11 protein-coding genes are annotated in these 15,585 nt (G+C 44.5%); 6 read left to right on the top strand and 5 right to left on the bottom strand.

Annotated elements, in window-relative coordinates; all coding sequences use genetic code 11:
* Nucleotides 1-128: 128 nt before the first annotated feature.
* A complete protein-coding gene (locus tag Q0081_RS30690; RefSeq protein ID WP_298362696.1) occupies nucleotides 129-503 on the top strand; it encodes a hypothetical protein in 375 nt (124 codons plus the stop codon).
* 89 nt (nucleotides 504-592) lie between these two features.
* Here Q0081_RS30690 and Q0081_RS30685 read toward each other — a convergent pair whose 3' ends face one another.
* Together Q0081_RS30685 and rpsT are read right to left on the bottom strand one after the other, a co-directional pair.
* Entirely contained in the window at nucleotides 593-1,855 is a 1,263-nt protein-coding gene (locus tag Q0081_RS30685) for a WD40 repeat domain-containing protein (protein WP_298362694.1), read from the bottom strand.
* A 119-nt stretch (nucleotides 1,856-1,974) separates the two neighbouring features.
* Nucleotides 1,975-2,238: a 30S ribosomal protein S20 gene (rpsT, locus tag Q0081_RS30680; protein ID WP_298362691.1), complete on the bottom strand. Its 264-nt coding sequence runs from the start codon at nucleotides 2,236-2,238 to the stop codon at nucleotides 1,975-1,977.
* A 332-nt stretch (nucleotides 2,239-2,570) separates the two neighbouring features.
* Between rpsT and Q0081_RS30675 the strand changes: the two genes are divergently transcribed.
* The 5 genes from Q0081_RS30675 to Q0081_RS30655 all read left to right on the top strand — a co-directional run bounded on the left by Q0081_RS30675 (nucleotide 2,571) and on the right by Q0081_RS30655 (nucleotide 11,118).
* Nucleotides 2,571-5,588, top strand: coding sequence for a tetratricopeptide repeat protein (locus Q0081_RS30675; protein WP_298362688.1), 3,018 nt, complete (start codon nucleotides 2,571-2,573; stop codon nucleotides 5,586-5,588).
* 75 nt (nucleotides 5,589-5,663) lie between these two features.
* Nucleotides 5,664-7,328, top strand: a complete 1,665-nt coding sequence (locus Q0081_RS30670) for a TonB-dependent receptor (protein ID WP_298362685.1) — start codon at nucleotides 5,664-5,666, stop codon at nucleotides 7,326-7,328.
* 167 nt (nucleotides 7,329-7,495) lie between these two features.
* On the top strand, nucleotides 7,496-8,614 hold the full coding sequence (locus Q0081_RS30665) for a hypothetical protein (protein ID WP_298362682.1): 1,119 nt from the start codon (nucleotides 7,496-7,498) through the stop codon (nucleotides 8,612-8,614).
* A 217-nt stretch (nucleotides 8,615-8,831) separates the two neighbouring features.
* Nucleotides 8,832-9,761 carry a hypothetical protein gene (locus Q0081_RS30660; RefSeq protein WP_298362678.1) on the top strand — a complete coding sequence of 310 codons (930 nt, stop codon included), beginning with the start codon at nucleotides 8,832-8,834 and terminating at the stop codon, nucleotides 9,759-9,761.
* 76 nt (nucleotides 9,762-9,837) lie between these two features.
* Nucleotides 9,838-11,118, top strand: a complete 1,281-nt coding sequence (locus Q0081_RS30655) for a folylpolyglutamate synthase/dihydrofolate synthase family protein (protein WP_298362676.1) — start codon at nucleotides 9,838-9,840, stop codon at nucleotides 11,116-11,118.
* 7 nt (nucleotides 11,119-11,125) lie between these two features.
* Here the strand turns inward: Q0081_RS30655 and Q0081_RS30650 are convergent, their stop codons facing one another.
* Genes Q0081_RS30650 through Q0081_RS30640 form a run of 3 tightly spaced genes read right to left on the bottom strand, consistent with a single transcriptional unit; the run spans nucleotide 11,126 to nucleotide 15,457 of the window.
* On the bottom strand, nucleotides 11,126-11,809 hold the full coding sequence (locus Q0081_RS30650) for a M48 family metallopeptidase (protein ID WP_298362674.1): 684 nt from the start codon (nucleotides 11,807-11,809) through the stop codon (nucleotides 11,126-11,128).
* The gene (locus Q0081_RS30645) at nucleotides 11,806-15,009 is read right to left on the bottom strand and encodes a type I restriction endonuclease subunit R (RefSeq protein ID WP_298362671.1); all 3,204 of its coding nucleotides are present in this window, start codon (nucleotides 15,007-15,009) and stop codon (nucleotides 11,806-11,808) included. The genes Q0081_RS30650 and Q0081_RS30645 overlap by 4 nt, the downstream gene beginning before the upstream one ends.
* A gap of 46 nt (nucleotides 15,010-15,055) precedes the next feature.
* Complete coding sequence (locus Q0081_RS30640) at nucleotides 15,056-15,457, bottom strand: GxxExxY protein (protein ID WP_298362668.1); 402 nt, start codon at nucleotides 15,455-15,457, stop codon at nucleotides 15,056-15,058.
* Nucleotides 15,458-15,585: the final 128 nt, after the last annotated feature.

Below are 15,585 nucleotides of genomic sequence, written 5' to 3'. Positions count from 1 at the left end.
CCAAATCAAGTTTTCAATGAACGACTGCCAATAACTAAAAATAGTACAATATTAACTAAACCATAATACACTTATAAAGTATTAACTATTTTGTCCAATTAATGGGGTACACCATACCGGCCACCGCTGTGATTAATACAGATTTATTTTCCGGCACCTTCAAAGCAAAAGAGGTAAAGGAAGGAAATACAGTGGTATATCGAAACGAGGGTACAACCAATATTATTCCCGGTTATTCAAAGTATCGAATCGCTTTTATAGCAGGTACCGGAAAACGTACTGTGCGTATTACTGAATACAATGGGGAGGTTTTTGAAGGAATTTGGACCTACAAAGATTCCGATCAATCAATGACATTTAGCAGTTTATCACCACGTCCTCAAGTAGGTAATCTTGTTTTTCAGGTAACGACAGCAGAAATTGGATTATTGGTCTTAAATAATACCATTGCTAATCCTAAAACTGGAGATACAATGAATCAATATACATTGATTCCTGAATAATTTCAATGAAATATCTCTATAAGATATATAAATCAAAAGCCGCTCCCTAAGAAGCGGCTTTTGATTTATATATAATTAATTGCTTTTCTCTATGGAATCAACTTCACAGTATAGCAACCCTTCGAAGCGCTGATTTTGGCAAGTTGTTTGGTCAAGGCAGGAGTGCCTCCTTTGGTGACTTTGAAAAACTCGATACCACCATCGCGGCGACCGTAGTCGAAATATTCGTAAATGGAAACGGCTACGTTATCGCCTGTTTTGTCGAAAATAATACTTTCCGGGGCAATTCCGTCGATATCGTAGTCGGCTACTTTCGCAATTTTACCGTCTTTGGCCAATGTCAACAGGCTGATGCCTGCTTTGCCTACATTGCCTTCCCAAGGTTGGGCCGAGTTGTTTTTGTTGGCAGTGACAATCATCGAACCGTCGGGACTGATAGAGAAACTTTCAACACCGGCACCTACGGCAGTTTGTCCAATTACTTTATGCTCGGCCGTTTTTGGATCGGTAGCCGTGGTGTTAAACTGAATCACTGCCAATTCTCCAGCGGCGCCGTCTTTCAAATCGGAAACAATGAACAAGCTTCCGTCAGGAGTAAAAGCGCCATGACCTGGTTTTCCCGTGATTTTGACAGGCGCTCCAAAGGCTTCAAACGTAGCGATTTTTCCCTGAGCGTTCCGTTTTGCTTTATAGAGCCAAATTTCTTTGGTTTCTTCAATGGTAATGGCCGCAAATTCGCCTTCAGGATGCCACGATACATCAGTCGCACGGGCATTGGTAAGGTTTAATGCGATGGGAACGTTACGCGTAGGCAAACCGCCCGCTCCAATTTCCAATAGACGCAGTTCTTTACCGGTTTCTTCGGAGGTAATCAAAATGTTGCTTCCGAGCATATCAATGGCCGATGGATTTTTTCCAATGGGAGCCTTACGAGCCGAAGGTTTTGCCATGTTGGAAATGTCAACAATGTACATCGTGCTTCCGGCGGGGAGATCGGTCGCTACATTTTTTACTACTTTTGTACTGTCGGCAGTTTGACCGCGGGTTTCAATCACGAAAGCATAACGCCCGTCTGACATGATGGCCACGTTCCGAGTCCAGCCGATCGCTGAGTTAGGAACGGGTGATGTTCCAAATTCCTGTCCTAATTTAAGCGGAAGCGGATAAATGGTTAAGGCATCTTTTACGCCGACTTCTTTCATTAATTTCCCATCTACGGTAGCTGACGCAGCCATGTCACCGTCTGATAAGGAAAGAATTCCTCGGGCATTGAAATCAATGGTGGGTTTTTGGGCAAAAACGGCACTCGCACTCAACAAAGCCATTCCCAACGTTAAACGCAATTTTCTCATGTGTCTTTGTACTGGTTTTCAGGTTATGTAAACGATTTTAGGGTGTTTTTAATTTGCATAAATACAAAAAAACCTTCAAAGCTAATTGCCTTAAAGGTTTTTTGTGCGATAAAAATTATTTATGCTACTGCCGCAAGACGGTTGACATGCTTGGCCAACTTTGACTTGAGGTTGCCTGCTTTGTTCTTGTGGATGACATTCTTCTTGGCCAATTTGTCCAACATAGAAGATACTGTCTTGTACAATTCTGATGCTACCACTTGATCTTTGGTGTCACGCAACTTACGTACCATCGTACGGGTTGTTTTGTGTTGGTAGCGGTTTCTAAGGCGTTTTGTTTCGTTGGCCCGAATTCTTTTTAATGCTGACTTATGATTTGCCATTGGTTTATTAAAAATAATAATGTATTCTGTTCTACAAAAGAAGTGCAAAAATAGTCTCCCTGAATCAGAAAAACAACTTTTTGATGAAAATTATGGCAATCTTCCGGAGTTGTAGGGGACATAATTCGGGTGAACGTTGACTTTTTTTCAAAAATGGCATTACTGACACCCCAAAAGTGAGTAAAAACGGAATCGTTTCGGTTTGTGTTAAATGAATATATTGATAACCGTACAAGGAGATAAATGATGAAAATTATACGTTTTAAGTCCTATTTTTCGTTCTTTCGCAAAATTATTGTACGTTCTTGACTGAAGAAACCCAATTCTATACCATGTTTTTTAAACGCAGCGTTCTTCCTCTACTTATTTGTTCCCTCTCTTTCGTTGGTTTACGTGCCCAAAATACCCTTGGCTATACCGAGGCGGATGTCCATTTTCGTAACGGGGTTGAGTTGTTTGAGAAATCGAACTATGCCGCCGCCAAACAGGAATTTCGTTATTATTTGGAAAAGCGACCCGCGTTGCTGAATACCAACGATTACACTGCCGTTACGGCCGAGTACTATACCACTTTATGTGCCCTGTACGCGGATGCACCCGAAGCCGAACTGGCGGTAGACCGATTTGTGAGAAATCACCCCGAACACCCTAAAGCGGCGTTGATTTACAGCGATTTGGGTAAGTACTATTTTGATCGGGAAGATTATTCCAATGCAATCACTTATTTGACCAAAGCCCTCGATCGCAGTTCCAATTACTACGCAGTTACTGAAACCCGTTATAAATTGGGACTGTCCTATTATAGTTTGAAGCAGTACAATCCGGCACTTCAGTACTTTGCCGAAGTACAAAAAGACCCCGCCAGTGACTATTTTGCGCCTGCGGGTTACTATGCGGGGGTGATTCAATACCAAAACGGTAAGTACGACGATGCCTATAAAAGTTTCAAAAGCATTGAGACGCATCCTCAGTACAAAGCTGATGCCCCAAATTGGATTGTGTCTTCGCTTTATCAGGTACAACGTTACGACGACCTCATTGCCTATGCCGAACCGTTATTAAGGAGAACCCAAGGCGGGGGTGTGAAGCTGAACGACGTAGCGCTGTATGCAGCCGAAGTTTCCTATAATCGCGGTAAATACGAAGATGCCGCTAAATATTACGCTCAATACGTCCAATTGAAAGGGCGAGAAACGCCGACACCCGCACCGATTCAATTTCGTTACGGGCATTCGTTGTTTCGGATGGGAAATTATGCTGGAGCCGTTGATCAGCTCAAAAGCGTAGCGACCCGCAAAGATACGACCGGACAGTTTGGGTCTTATATATTGGCCATCAGTCACTTGCAAAACAAAAACCCACAAGCTTCGCTCACGGGTTTTGATAATGCTTCCAAATTGAAATTTAACAAAGTAATTCAGGAGGAAGCCTCCTTCAACCACGCCAAAGTGCAGTTGGAGTTGAATAATCACTCGGCCGCATTTACGGAATTACAGGAGTTTATCAAAAACTTTCCGGGCAGTGAATACGAAGAAGAAGCGACCCGACTTTCGATTTTATCTTTGACCAAATCCAACAACAGTGCGGCGGCGGTAGCCTACATCGAAAAGCTGAAAAAAGTGGACGAGGCAACCAAAGCGGCCTATCAGCGTCAAACCATGAACTTGGGCATTGCTGATTTTAACGCCGAACGCTATGCTCAGGCGATTGTTAACTTTGATAAGTCGCTGAAATACACGCCCGATACGGACATTGCACAAGCCGCCAATTTTCAAAAAGGAGAAGCGTTCTCGGCCCTCAACCGCTACGGAGAAGCTATTCCGATTTATCAGCAGTTGATTCGCAACAGTCCCAATTCTTCGTATGCCATTCGGAGTTTGTATTCGTTGGGGTACGCTTATTACAATACAAAGGATTACAAATCGGCGCTGACTAATTTTCAACAATACGTTTCCAAAGGAAAAGGTGTAGGCGAACCGCAAACGATTGAGGATGCGACGATTCGTATGGCCGATTCGTATTTGACCGACAAAAACTATGCACAAGCTATGGCTTTGTATGATAAAGCCCTCAGTGAAGGTCGTTTAGACCGTGACTACGCCCTTTATCAAAAAGGATTGATTTTGACCTATCAGGAAAAAGATACCGAAGCTAAAGCTCAGTTTGACAAAGTAATTGCCCAGTTTCCTACCTCACGTTATGCCGATGACGCGTTGTTCCAATCAGCGAACATTGACTTAGAGAAAGGGAACTACCAAGCGGCCATTCGGGCTTATACGCGTTTGGTAAAAGACAAACCCCGCAGTTACCTCATTCCGCCAGCGTTGCTGAAGCGGGCATTGGCATACAATAACATTCAGGTATTTGAAGAGGCCATCCGTGACTACAAACGTATTTTAAGTGAATACTCGGATGCTCCGGCCGCCAAAGAAGCGATGTTGGGTTTACAGGCTACTTTAGAAAATGCGGGCCGTAACGAAGAGATGTCGGATGTGTTGGCTGATTACAAAAAGAAAAATCCCCAGAGTACAGAAACCGAAAGAATTGAGTTTGAAACTGCCAAGGGGCTCTACGGGGATGGTAAATATCCGCAGGCAATCAAGGCATTACAAAACTTTATCCGTGATTATCCCAACAGTAAGTCCGCGACAGAGGCCCGTTATTTGGGAGGAGAAAGTTATTATCGTAACAATGACTTAGCCAATGCCCTTAAATTATTTAATGTCGTAATTGGAGAAGGGGACGAGAAATTCACCCCTAAAGCGGCATTGCGTGCGGGAGATATTGAGGTTCAGCAACAGAATTACAGTCAGGCCGTACGCAATTTTTACGTGTTGTACAGTCAATCAGAAAGCAAAACTGACCAAGTTACGGGGCTGATTCGTTTGATGGATACGTATTTTGTGATGAAGAAATACGACTCTACGCTGCATTTTGCCAAAGAAGTAATCAATGCGGGTGATGTAATTCCGGGTTCCACTAAAAAAGCCCAAATGCAAACGGCCAAAGTCTATTTGGAAAAAGCAGATTACAAAATAGCAGATGCAGAATTCAAAAAAATCATTGCTGCTAACAAAGATGAGTTTGGGGCAGAAGCCAAGTATTGGGCATCTCAAGCCTTGTATCGTCAGGAAAAGTACAAAGAAGCACAGGCGTCGATTATGGAATTAAACAAACAGTTTGCTGACTACGAGCGTTGGCGAGTGCGGGCGTTTATTTTGTTGGCGGATGTCTACGTAAGTCTTAAAGATCCTGACCAAGCCAAGGCAACGCTTCAATCGGTGATTGAAAATGCCGAAGATAAAGATGCGATAGAATTGGCCAAAACCAAATTAGCGGCTCTCCAATAGTGAGCAGCGTTCCGCTTTACAATAAAAAGTTTACAGTTCGTTTTAGATTTTCATTCATTATTGAACCGGCATACGATGAAAAAAATAGTTGTTTCGTTTATATTCACTCCTTTACTCATTCACTCATTCACTCATTCAGTTCGGGCTCAAAAACCAACGGGTGAAGTGGACAGCCAAACATTTGAAATTGAAAAGAAGAAGAAGATTGAGTTGCCGCCTGCCAATCGACTTTACAATAAAATCCAGCCTTTTACGGGCGAAGATGATAATCGAAAACTGAATTATGAGTTTCGGACTCCTAAACTTACGTTGGGAGCTCCAAAAATGACTCCCGCTGTATTGCCGGTTAACGGAGGGAACAAACCGGAAGAGGACGGAAATTTGAATAATTACGTAAAAATAGGAGGGGGGAACTACGGTAAAGTCTATGGTGAAGCGTTTGTGGGTAACCATACCGAAGATTTAGCGTACGATGTTCACTTCAAACACCTGTCCAATCAAACGGGACCGGTAGATGACAAAAATTCAGCTAACAGCGAAAATCGCCTCAAAATAAATGGAGAGTATTTGGCGGGTTCTTTCAAATTTGGCGGGACTGTTTTTTATGATCGTGACAATTATTTTTTCTACGGGAATCGCTCACGACCCAATGCTGAAATTGCCAAAGCTAATATTCGTCAAACCATCAACACCGTGGGCCTTCAGGTAGGTTTTGAAAATACGGACAATAACAAATTTATTGATTATGCACTCAAAACTTCGCTGTATCGTTTGAGCGACCGTTACGATGCTACCGAAACCGATTGGGGTACTAATTTCTCCGGGTCTATTCCCATCACTGAGAATATTTTTGCTTTGTTGAATGCGGATGCCTATGTGTCACAACGGGCCGATGCCGAGACATTTAAACGTAATTTGTTCAGTGTCAAACCTGCCTTTAAATTCTCCTTTGATGCTTTTACGGTAGTAGCCGCTTTTAAAGCAGTCAACGAGACCGATGACCGCCTTAAAATTAATCGCTCGATAGGTTTTCCTCAGGTAGAGGTCGATGCCGTACCCTTTAGCGGAGTTCACCTTTTTGCCGGTTATGGGGGTGATTTGAATCGGAATACATTACGGTCTTTGCTGGGGGAAAATCGTTGGTTGGCACCGAATATCACCGTAGCCAACACCGAGAAAAGCCGCGATATTTATGGAGGGTTAAAAGGCGAAATGGGACCAAGTTTTCAATTTGAAGGAAAAGTCTCCTACGCTACTTTCAAAAACTTCTACGGCTTTAATAACGAATGGGTGGACACCACCAAATTTGCGGTGGTGTACGACGCCGATTATATCAAAGTTCTGACGGTATCAGCGCAAATAGGGTATCAATACCAAAACATCGTTCGTTCTACTTTGCGCGGTGATTTTTACGATTATGCCGTAAAGCGCTTAGAAGCTGCTTGGGGGCGTCCCAAAGCGACCGTGACCTGGAACAACTCTTTTGTATTCAGCAAAAAAATGTTTGCTACGTTGGACGCCTATTACATCGGAGGGTTGAAAAACAAAAACTTCGTGACAGCAACGACAGTAAACTTAAAACCCATTGTTGACTTAAACCTGAAGATTGATTACTTGTTGACCCGTAATTTTTCCGCTTTTGCCTCTATCAATAATTTATTAGGTAAGAACTACGAGCGTTATTTGTATTACCCTCAGCAGGGGCTTAATTTTCTGGCGGGACTTTCTTTTCAATTTTAAAGAAAAATATTTTTAAAATTTTCATTGACCCGAATAAGGTCTAAAAGAAGCAATTAACCCTTGCTATCAGGCATAGAAGGAAAGCAATAGTTGAAGAGACTATTGCTTTTTTTTTTGAGAATCAGTACCTTAGTATCCAAATCCCCATAAACAGTTTATATAAAGACATGACTTCCGTACTGGACTACACCCGTAAACTACTTTATGAACATGACTGCGTGGTACTTCCCGATTTAGGCGGATTTTTAGCCTACTTCAGTCACGCTTTTTACAGCGAGCAAAATTCACTCTTTCATGCTCCGCAAAAGCGCGTTGCCTTCAACGAAGCGCTTTTGCTGGATGATGGTCTATTGACACATTACCTGACAATAAACGAACAAATTTCGCGTGACGAAGCCCAGAAACGCGTTCGACTGTTTGTGGATACGATCAAAAATACCATTAAAGAAAATGGCACCTATGCGTTGGAAGGCATCGGCACGTTGGAAATGAATGAGGAGGGTAAGTTGCAGTTTGAGCCTACTCCCGAAACAAATTTCTATGCAGAAGGATTTGGTTTGAAATCATTGCAGGTTACTACCCTAAGTACTGCTGTGAAAGTAGATTCGTCTGATTCTTCTACTGATTGGACTACTTCTGATCGGGCTGCCGAAGAGTTACCTTTTGAACTTCCCCGTCGACGTCGGTCACGGGTGGCTGTGTACATAGGAGGAGTTTTATTGGTTGGTTCAGCTTTGGTAGGGGGGCTTATGCAGGTTCCGTCCGAAAGTCTTAAATCGAGCCTTAATCCTTTCGAATTAATAACGGTTGCCAAAGGTTGGTTTACAGTTGATAAAAAATTTAACGATGTTAATAGTGTTGTTGAAGCACCTGCTTTAAAAACAGTTAAAACAACAGACAGCAAAGAAGTTACTGCTCCGGAAGTTGCTCCTAAAACGGTACTTGAAATAAAAGAAACTAAAGCGGCAGCACCTCCAGTAAAAGCCGAAGCAAAAATTGCTCTGGTGCAAACTGCCGAAACGAACGTTACATCCTTTAAATCGGATGAAAATCCTGAATTTTTAGTAATTGCGGGCGGGTTCTCAAAATTGGAGAATGCCCGTAAATTGGAAGAGAAGCTCAAACGTAACGGATTTAAAAATGCGGCTATTTTAAACCCTGAACCTGCCGAAGGGAAATTGATCATTGTTACGGCGATGGGTTGTGATAACTCCAAAAAAGCCAAAGCACATTTAGCAACAGTTAGTCGTCTTGCTGGAGCAATGGCCTATGTGACACACAAATAAAAAAAGAAATACGAAAGATAAAAGGGGCAAATCGCCCCTTTTTTTTGTGCCTATATATAATTTATCTTTATTTTGCGTTAATTGAAAAGTAAGATAGTGCGTGTTAAATAACTAATTCAATCTGTGTTCATTACTTATTCACTGGTTAGCCATTCACCGTACGGGCTGCCCCGTAATACACAATTCACTAATTCACTAATTCACAATTAGTATTTCTATGTCCATGCTTGTCAATACTCAGGAAGATAAAGAACATCAAATGATTGGTTTTGCGGGTGCTACCATTATCACCTCGGCACTGATTACTTTTATGCTTTTTTTTAATTTATATCAAACCCTACCAAAGACCGAAGCGATTGAATACGTAGAAGTCAACTTTGGGACAGATGATGCCGGTTATGGAAAAGTACAAACCTACAATAAAGCGAGTGACTCACCGCGTGCCGAAAACGTTAAAAAATCGGATGACACGCCGAAAGTGAAGGCAACCCCAACACCTAAAGTAACCCCACCGCCTGTTCCAAAAACGGAAACTAAGCCTGTTAAAGTGACTCCTGTTACTCCTCCTGTTACGAGTAAAGTTGAAAGTCCTGTTGAAACCAAGACGGAAACCAAACCTACGAAATCTGAATCAAAAACGACTACCCCCGCGCCCGAAGCACCAGTAAAACCTGCTCCCGAGCCTAAGAAGGTGGACGAGAGTGCTTTATTTAAAAAATCATCAGGCAGCGGCAAAGGCAGTAATGGGACCAACGGAACTGCATCTGGTACGGGAGGAAACAACAACGGTGATAAACCCGGAACCGTGGGTGATCAGGGAAATCCCAAAGGTAGCATTGACGCAGGTAGCTTGTACGGAAAGCCTGGAGGAGCCAAAACGGGTTTGGCCTTAAACGTATCGGGCTGGGGGATGGGCGCTCGCCCGCAAGTGAACGATGATTCCGACGAATCAGGTCGAATCGTTTTTGAAATTACAGTAGATGATACTGGAGATATTATCAATGTGCGGGTGAAAGAATCAACGGTGAGTCAGTCCATAGTTGATTTGTATAAAAGAGCCGTGAGTCGGATGAAATTGGTGCCCAAATCCGAAAACGTTCCTTCTACTTCTAAAGGAACAATTACTTTCAATATCAAGAGTCGTTAATTAGCTGCTGGCTGTAAGGATTTAAATAGAATAAACAGGGTAGCCAAATTTTGACTACCCTTTCTTTTTTGCATTTATGACATACCAAGAAACCCTTCAATACCTTTACGACCGCTTGCCCGTTTTTCATCGTGTGGGGGCTGTGGCCATGAAATCAGGATTGCACAATATTATCGCATTGTGCGAAGCTTTGGGAAATCCTCATACCCAATTCAAAAGTATTCATGTAGCGGGGACTAATGGCAAAGGCAGCACTTCTCATTTCCTTTCGGCAGTGTTGCAATCGGCGGGGTACAAGGTAGGGTTGCATACTTCCCCTCACCTAAAATCGTATACCGAACGATTCAAAATCAACGGGCAATCTGCGCCCGAAAGTGAAATTGTGGAGTTTGTTGCGAAGCATCAGACATTAATTGAGGAAATTGAACCTTCATTTTTTGAGATCAGCGTTGCTTTGGCCTTTGATTACTTTGCCCGTGAGAAGGTAGACGTAGGGGTGATTGAAGTAGGATTGGGAGGAAGACTGGATTCTACCAATATAATTACTCCGGATTTGTCGGTTATTACCAACATCAGCTTTGATCATACCGATTTGCTGGGGGATACGTTGGCCAAAATTGCGCCTGAAAAAGCAGGGATTATCAAACCGGGAGTCCCCGTTGTAATTTCGGAAACGCAGGCTGAAACCGAACCGGTATTTCGTCAGAAAGCTTTCGAAACTCAATCAGAGATAGTTTTTGCAGATCAAAATTTCCAAGTCATCCGGTCAAATTTAGAAGCAGGTAAGCGAGTGGTAGATATAAAGTCTATTAATTCTATTATTAAAACATATAAAATAGATTTAATTGGAATATATCAATCAAGAAATTTGTTGGGTGTACTTCAATCGGTCGAAATACTGCGTCAAATAGGATATAAAATTTCTGAGGAAGCCCTTAGGCATGGATTGGCCAATGCGGCGCTATTGAGCCAATTGAAAGGCCGTTGGCAAGTGCTGCAACAAAACCCGATTATCGTCGCTGATGTAGCTCATAATTACGGCGGATTGTCGGAAACCCTCGCCCAAATCCAGAGTTATGATTTTAACCGGTTGCACGTGGTGATGGGTTTTGTGAAAGACAAAGATATTTCGGGCGTACTGCAACTTTTTCCTAAAGACGCTGCCTATTATTTCTGCGCTGCCGACATTCCTCGTTCGCTTTCTGTGGCCGATTTGGCTGCTCTGGCACGGCGTATTGGATTGAATGGTAAAGAATATGCTTCCGTTAATGACGCGCTCTCAGCGGCTAAGAGACAGGCTGAAAAGGATGATTTTATTTACGTCGGTGGCAGTACGTTTGTGGTGGCGGAGGTATAAACCCACCTTATAAATCCATCTTTACCCCGTTGGTTTTCAGCCACTGTTCCTGCTCGCGGTAGTTGGGCATCTTTTTGTCGAGTTCGTTCCAAAATTCGGGCGAATGATTGGGATACGTGAGGTGTACCATCTCATGCGTAATGATGTAATCGAGCACCGAAATGGGAGCCATGGCGCATTTCCAATGGAAATTAAGGCCGTTTTTGGGCGTACAGGAAGCCCAGCGGTTTTGCAATTCCATTACTTTGACCGACGTAGGCTTTTGCTGAAATTTCTCTTCGATCAGGTTCAGGCGGTCTTTTACTTTTTGTTCGGTCTTTTGGGCATAAAATGCCTTGAAAATCTCGGCGGCTTTGGAAAGGTATTTTTGGTTCAGCAGAAAATGTCCGCCGCTGATTTTTAAAGGTACATCCTGGTGTTCAACAATAACCAGCCGATAATTGCGACCCAAATACAGGAAAGATTGCCCGTTGACAAATTCTCGATGTACCTTGCCTTGGTTGAGTTCTTTCCACTTGGCCAATTTGACAAATATCGGGTATTCTTTGGCCCGAATGGCCTGCTCGATTTTCTCGTCGGTGGCGTCGGCAGGGGCCAATACCCGCACGGAGCCGTCGCGCTCAACAAAAATGCTGACCGTTTTTTTTCGCGCCGTTTTTTCAATGTTTATTTCCAGGTCTGCGAGTTTCATCGGAGGTCTGCTTCGCGAGTTTTAGCCAGTTTCATCAATTCTGTGGTGAGTTCGGCGGCTTTGGCAGACAGCCCGTCAATACCCGAATAATGAATTTCATCTTCCAGCAGCCCATCCATGCGTTTTCTTTCGGCGGCTTTGCCCGTCCAGAAGTTTTTGATGGCGGCAGTTTCTTTTAGCAGCGGGAGCAGGGTGTGCAGGAGGTCTTTTGTTTTTTCAAGGTCGGCGTCGATAGGTAGGCTTAGTCTCAATAAATCAAAGAATGGGGCTTCTACGACCGAAATGCCTTCGATTTCCTGTTTTCGTCCTTCGGCCATTTCGTCGGTGAGTTTGCCCAACTCGGCTACAATGGTTTCCCATTTTTCTTTGTACGAAGCCAGAATCAATTCCAAACGGTCTTTAAAATGATTGTAAAGCGCCGGGTCTTGGTCCAGGTTTACTTTAATGTGCCAACGGATGGCGTGCTCCATCTCGGAAGCTTGGGATTGGGGAGTTTTGTTGAGCGTGTTTACGTTGCTTTTGAAGGCTTCCGACAAAATAGACACTTCCGGTACTTTAGTGTCAATACCGAGCGAAAGCAGGTGTTTGTCAATGAGTTGGCGCACTTTGGCAGAAGCCCACTTCAAATCCATTGTGGGGTCTTTGTAACGGTTTTGGATGCGCCACAATAAATACCCCAACCGCTTGGCGGGAATCCAATAATCGGCCCCGGCGGGTACGTTGAAAAGCAGATCCAGGCTGTCGAAAAAGCTTTTGGCGTAGGTGAGGAGTTCGGCGCGGAATTTTACGCCTTCGGCTTTGACAATACAGGCTTCGGCAAACTCAAACTCGCGGGTGGTGTCCTTAAAATTTTGCTGTAAAAAAGGCGCAATTTCGTTCAGCGCATTGTCGCCAAACAAATCCAGCAGGCGTTTGTAACGGGCTTCCAGAATCGGGATTTCTTTGTTAATGTCGCGGAATACTTCCAGAAACTCGTTCAGGTTGCTTTTGTCTTTGTCGGTATAAATGGCCAAGGCATCGGTCAGGTGCTTGGTTACGCCGAAGTAATCCACGATCAGACCGAAGGTTTTGCCGCGTTTGGTGCGGTTTACGCGCGTAATGGCCTGAAATAGATCGTGTTCGCGCAGGCTTTTGTCCAAATACATGACCTGTTCCACGGGCGCGTCAAATCCCGTGAGCAGACGATCGCATACGCAAAGGATGCCCAGGCCTGATTCGGGTTTGCTGAAATCAAAATCTTTTTTGAAACTGTTGACCGCGTCGAGGGCCTGCGCGTCGTTGCGGGCTTTGCGAATGTAGGACTCTTCGTTTTGAATGCCCGATACGATGGCGGCGACTTTCAGAAACCGTAATTTCTCCAACAACTCCGCGTTGATTTCGTCTTCGGGCAGGGCCGTGAGTTCTTCGATCTTGTTTTTGATCGCTATTTCCAGTTCGTATTTGTAGCGCACCGCCGCCACAATGCTCGACGCTACTACCTGCGCCTTGAATCTGTTGATCAGAATATCGTCGTAATAATGCGCCACGATGTCTTTGGCAATGGCGGCAATGCGGTCTTTGGATTCCAGATAGGCGATGTAGGAGCCGTAGCGACGCTGAATCTCTTCTTTTTCGGCTTCGGTGCGTTGGGCAAACATGTCTTCAAAGGTGGTATCAAAGCGCTCTTTGTCGTGGAGTTTGTCTTTCGAGACCTTGCCAATGTACTTGATTTCGACGGTGGCGCGGTCTTTGACGGCGGTATCAAACTTGTAGAAATCAATAAAACCGCCAAAACGCTCGTGGGTTTTGATCTCGTGGCGCTCGGTGAGCAGGGGCGTGCCCGTAAAACCGATGCGCACGGCCCGGGGAAAGGCCGAAAAGAGGTTGTCGCCCATGTCGCCGCCTTGGGTGCGGTGGGCTTCGTCGATCAGCAGCAGGATGCGCTCGCTGTGGTTGATGGCCTCAAATTTTTCAAAGGTGGGCACCACGCCCGCGTCAATGAGCGATTGGGCCGACACGTTTTTTTCGTCCATAAACTTATGGATCATCACCATGTTCACGTCGCCGGTGGTGTCGCTGAGGAGCTTGAGCTTGCTGCGGCGGTCGATGATGTGGATGGGCTCGCCCGTCAGTTCGGCGGTTTCGTGCAGTTGCTCCTCCAAATCAGTTCTGTCCACAATAAATAAGATCTTGAGGTCTTTCAAGTCGTCGCAACTGCGGAGCTTACGAATCAGAAACACCATCGTGAGGCTTTTGCCGCTGCCTTGGGTGTGCCACACCACGCCGCCTTTTTCGAGGGGTGTGGTGCCTTCGCGGAGGTTTCGGATGATTTTGCACACGGCACGGTATTGGTTGTAGCGCGCCACAATTTTCACCTCCACGCCTTTTTTGACTTCCATAAACAGGGTGTAGTGTTTGAGCAGGTCGAGCAGGATTTCTTTGTTCAACATGCCGTGAATCAGCACTTCCTGCCGCTCTTCGTGGGGCGATACGGCGATGGCTTGGTATTCTTCGGGAAAAATATCCACCCAATTGTTGTAGAATTCAAAATCGGAGGTGATGGTGCCCACGCGGGCTTCTTTGCCGTGGGTGATGATGCTCAACAGGTTGTAGTGAAACAGCCGCTCTTCGCCCTCGGCCACGCCGTAGAGGTCGTCGCGTTTGTTGGAATAACTGCTGATTTGGGCGAAGGCGGCGCTCAGTGGCTCGGCTACGTCAAAGTCTTTGGCCTCTACCACCACTACGGGCAAGCCGTTGAGAAACAGCACAATATCAGGAATAATGTATTTTTTGGTGCTACCAGGGGTATCTATCCTAAACTGATTGACGGCGATGAAGCTGTTTTGCTCGAAGTTTTTAAAGTCTACCAGCCGTACCGTCGGGTTTTGTTCGCCGGTGAGTTCGTTGAGGGCTGCGCTCGTGCCTTTGAGCAGCAGCCGGTTGATGGCCTTGTTGGTTTCGCGCAGGTCTTTGCCGGGAAAATTTTGGAGTTCAAACAGGAGTTCGTCGAGTTGGCGGTCGGTGAGCCATTCGCGGCCGTCGGCAGTGCGGTTGAGGTGTTTGATGGCTCTCTTAAACTCGCCAGGCAGCAGTACTTCCCGGAAGGTATTCCGCAGGCTCTTTTTGGGTTCCTGCGGAATGCCGAATCCTTGGTCTATCACCTGCCAATCCAACTGCCGCAGCTTCTGAAGGAAAGGTTTTTCCACGTTGAGGTACTCCATTGTCCGGACTGTGATTCTTGTGATTTGTATGATTTAAGTGATTTTTTCAGGACTTTATTGATTTGAATTTTTTGTTGGTGAGCCGTCTGAAATTTAGACTTGTTTCGCCAAAATTGATCAGTAAACCAATTTCGAGATTATAGGCTTCCAAATAGTTTATCGCTTGTGCAAAATGGACATCCTCCAATTTAATCGCCGCTTTTAATTCTACACTGATACAGTCTTCAACAAAGAAATCAACCCGACGAGTACCGATACGTTGTTCACGATAAAAAATTGGCATTTCAAATTCACGAAGAAATGTTATACCCTGCAATTTCATTTCTATTTCCAGCGCTCGTTGATAAATCACCTCCTGGAATCCATTCCCTAAGGCTTTATGTACCGTTATAGCACACCCAATAATTTTAGAAGTAAGCTCGGAGTACCTGTATTGCTCGTTTATCATTTGACTTAAAAATAGGCCTCATTTTATTTTCACCGTAATCATACAAATCAAAAAAATCACAGTCTTCTTTACACGTCCCAACCTTTACGATAGGTGCGTCGCAGGTATTTTTCGGCGGCGGGATAATT

The organism is Runella sp., from assembly GCF_027484545.1.
Taxonomy (GTDB): domain Bacteria; phylum Bacteroidota; class Bacteroidia; order Cytophagales; family Spirosomataceae; genus Runella.
The sequence above is the reverse complement of the archived record's forward strand: the minus strand, read 5'-3'. Positions and strand labels throughout refer to the sequence as shown.

What these genes read in the sequence shown, in the direction of transcription:
- rpsT (WP_298362691.1), bottom strand. Translation starts at nt 2,238, where the DNA reads ATGGCAAATCATAAGTCAGCATTAAAAAGAATTCGGGCCAACGAAACA.
- Q0081_RS30650 (WP_298362674.1), bottom strand. Translation starts at nt 11,809, where the DNA reads ATGAAACTCGCAGACCTGGAAATAAACATTGAAAAAACGGCGCGAAAA.
- Q0081_RS30640 (WP_298362668.1), bottom strand. Translation starts at nt 15,457, where the DNA reads ATGATAAACGAGCAATACAGGTACTCCGAGCTTACTTCTAAAATTATT.
- Q0081_RS30675 (WP_298362688.1), top strand. Translation starts at nt 2,571, where the DNA reads ATGTTTTTTAAACGCAGCGTTCTTCCTCTACTTATTTGTTCCCTCTCT.
- Q0081_RS30645 (WP_298362671.1), bottom strand. Translation starts at nt 15,009, where the DNA reads ATGGAGTACCTCAACGTGGAAAAACCTTTCCTTCAGAAGCTGCGGCAG.
- Q0081_RS30655 (WP_298362676.1), top strand. Translation starts at nt 9,838, where the DNA reads ATGACATACCAAGAAACCCTTCAATACCTTTACGACCGCTTGCCCGTT.
- Q0081_RS30670 (WP_298362685.1), top strand. Translation starts at nt 5,664, where the DNA reads ATGAAAAAAATAGTTGTTTCGTTTATATTCACTCCTTTACTCATTCAC.
- Q0081_RS30660 (WP_298362678.1), top strand. Translation starts at nt 8,832, where the DNA reads ATGTCCATGCTTGTCAATACTCAGGAAGATAAAGAACATCAAATGATT.
- Q0081_RS30685 (WP_298362694.1), bottom strand. Translation starts at nt 1,855, where the DNA reads ATGAGAAAATTGCGTTTAACGTTGGGAATGGCTTTGTTGAGTGCGAGT.
- Q0081_RS30665 (WP_298362682.1), top strand. Translation starts at nt 7,496, where the DNA reads ATGACTTCCGTACTGGACTACACCCGTAAACTACTTTATGAACATGAC.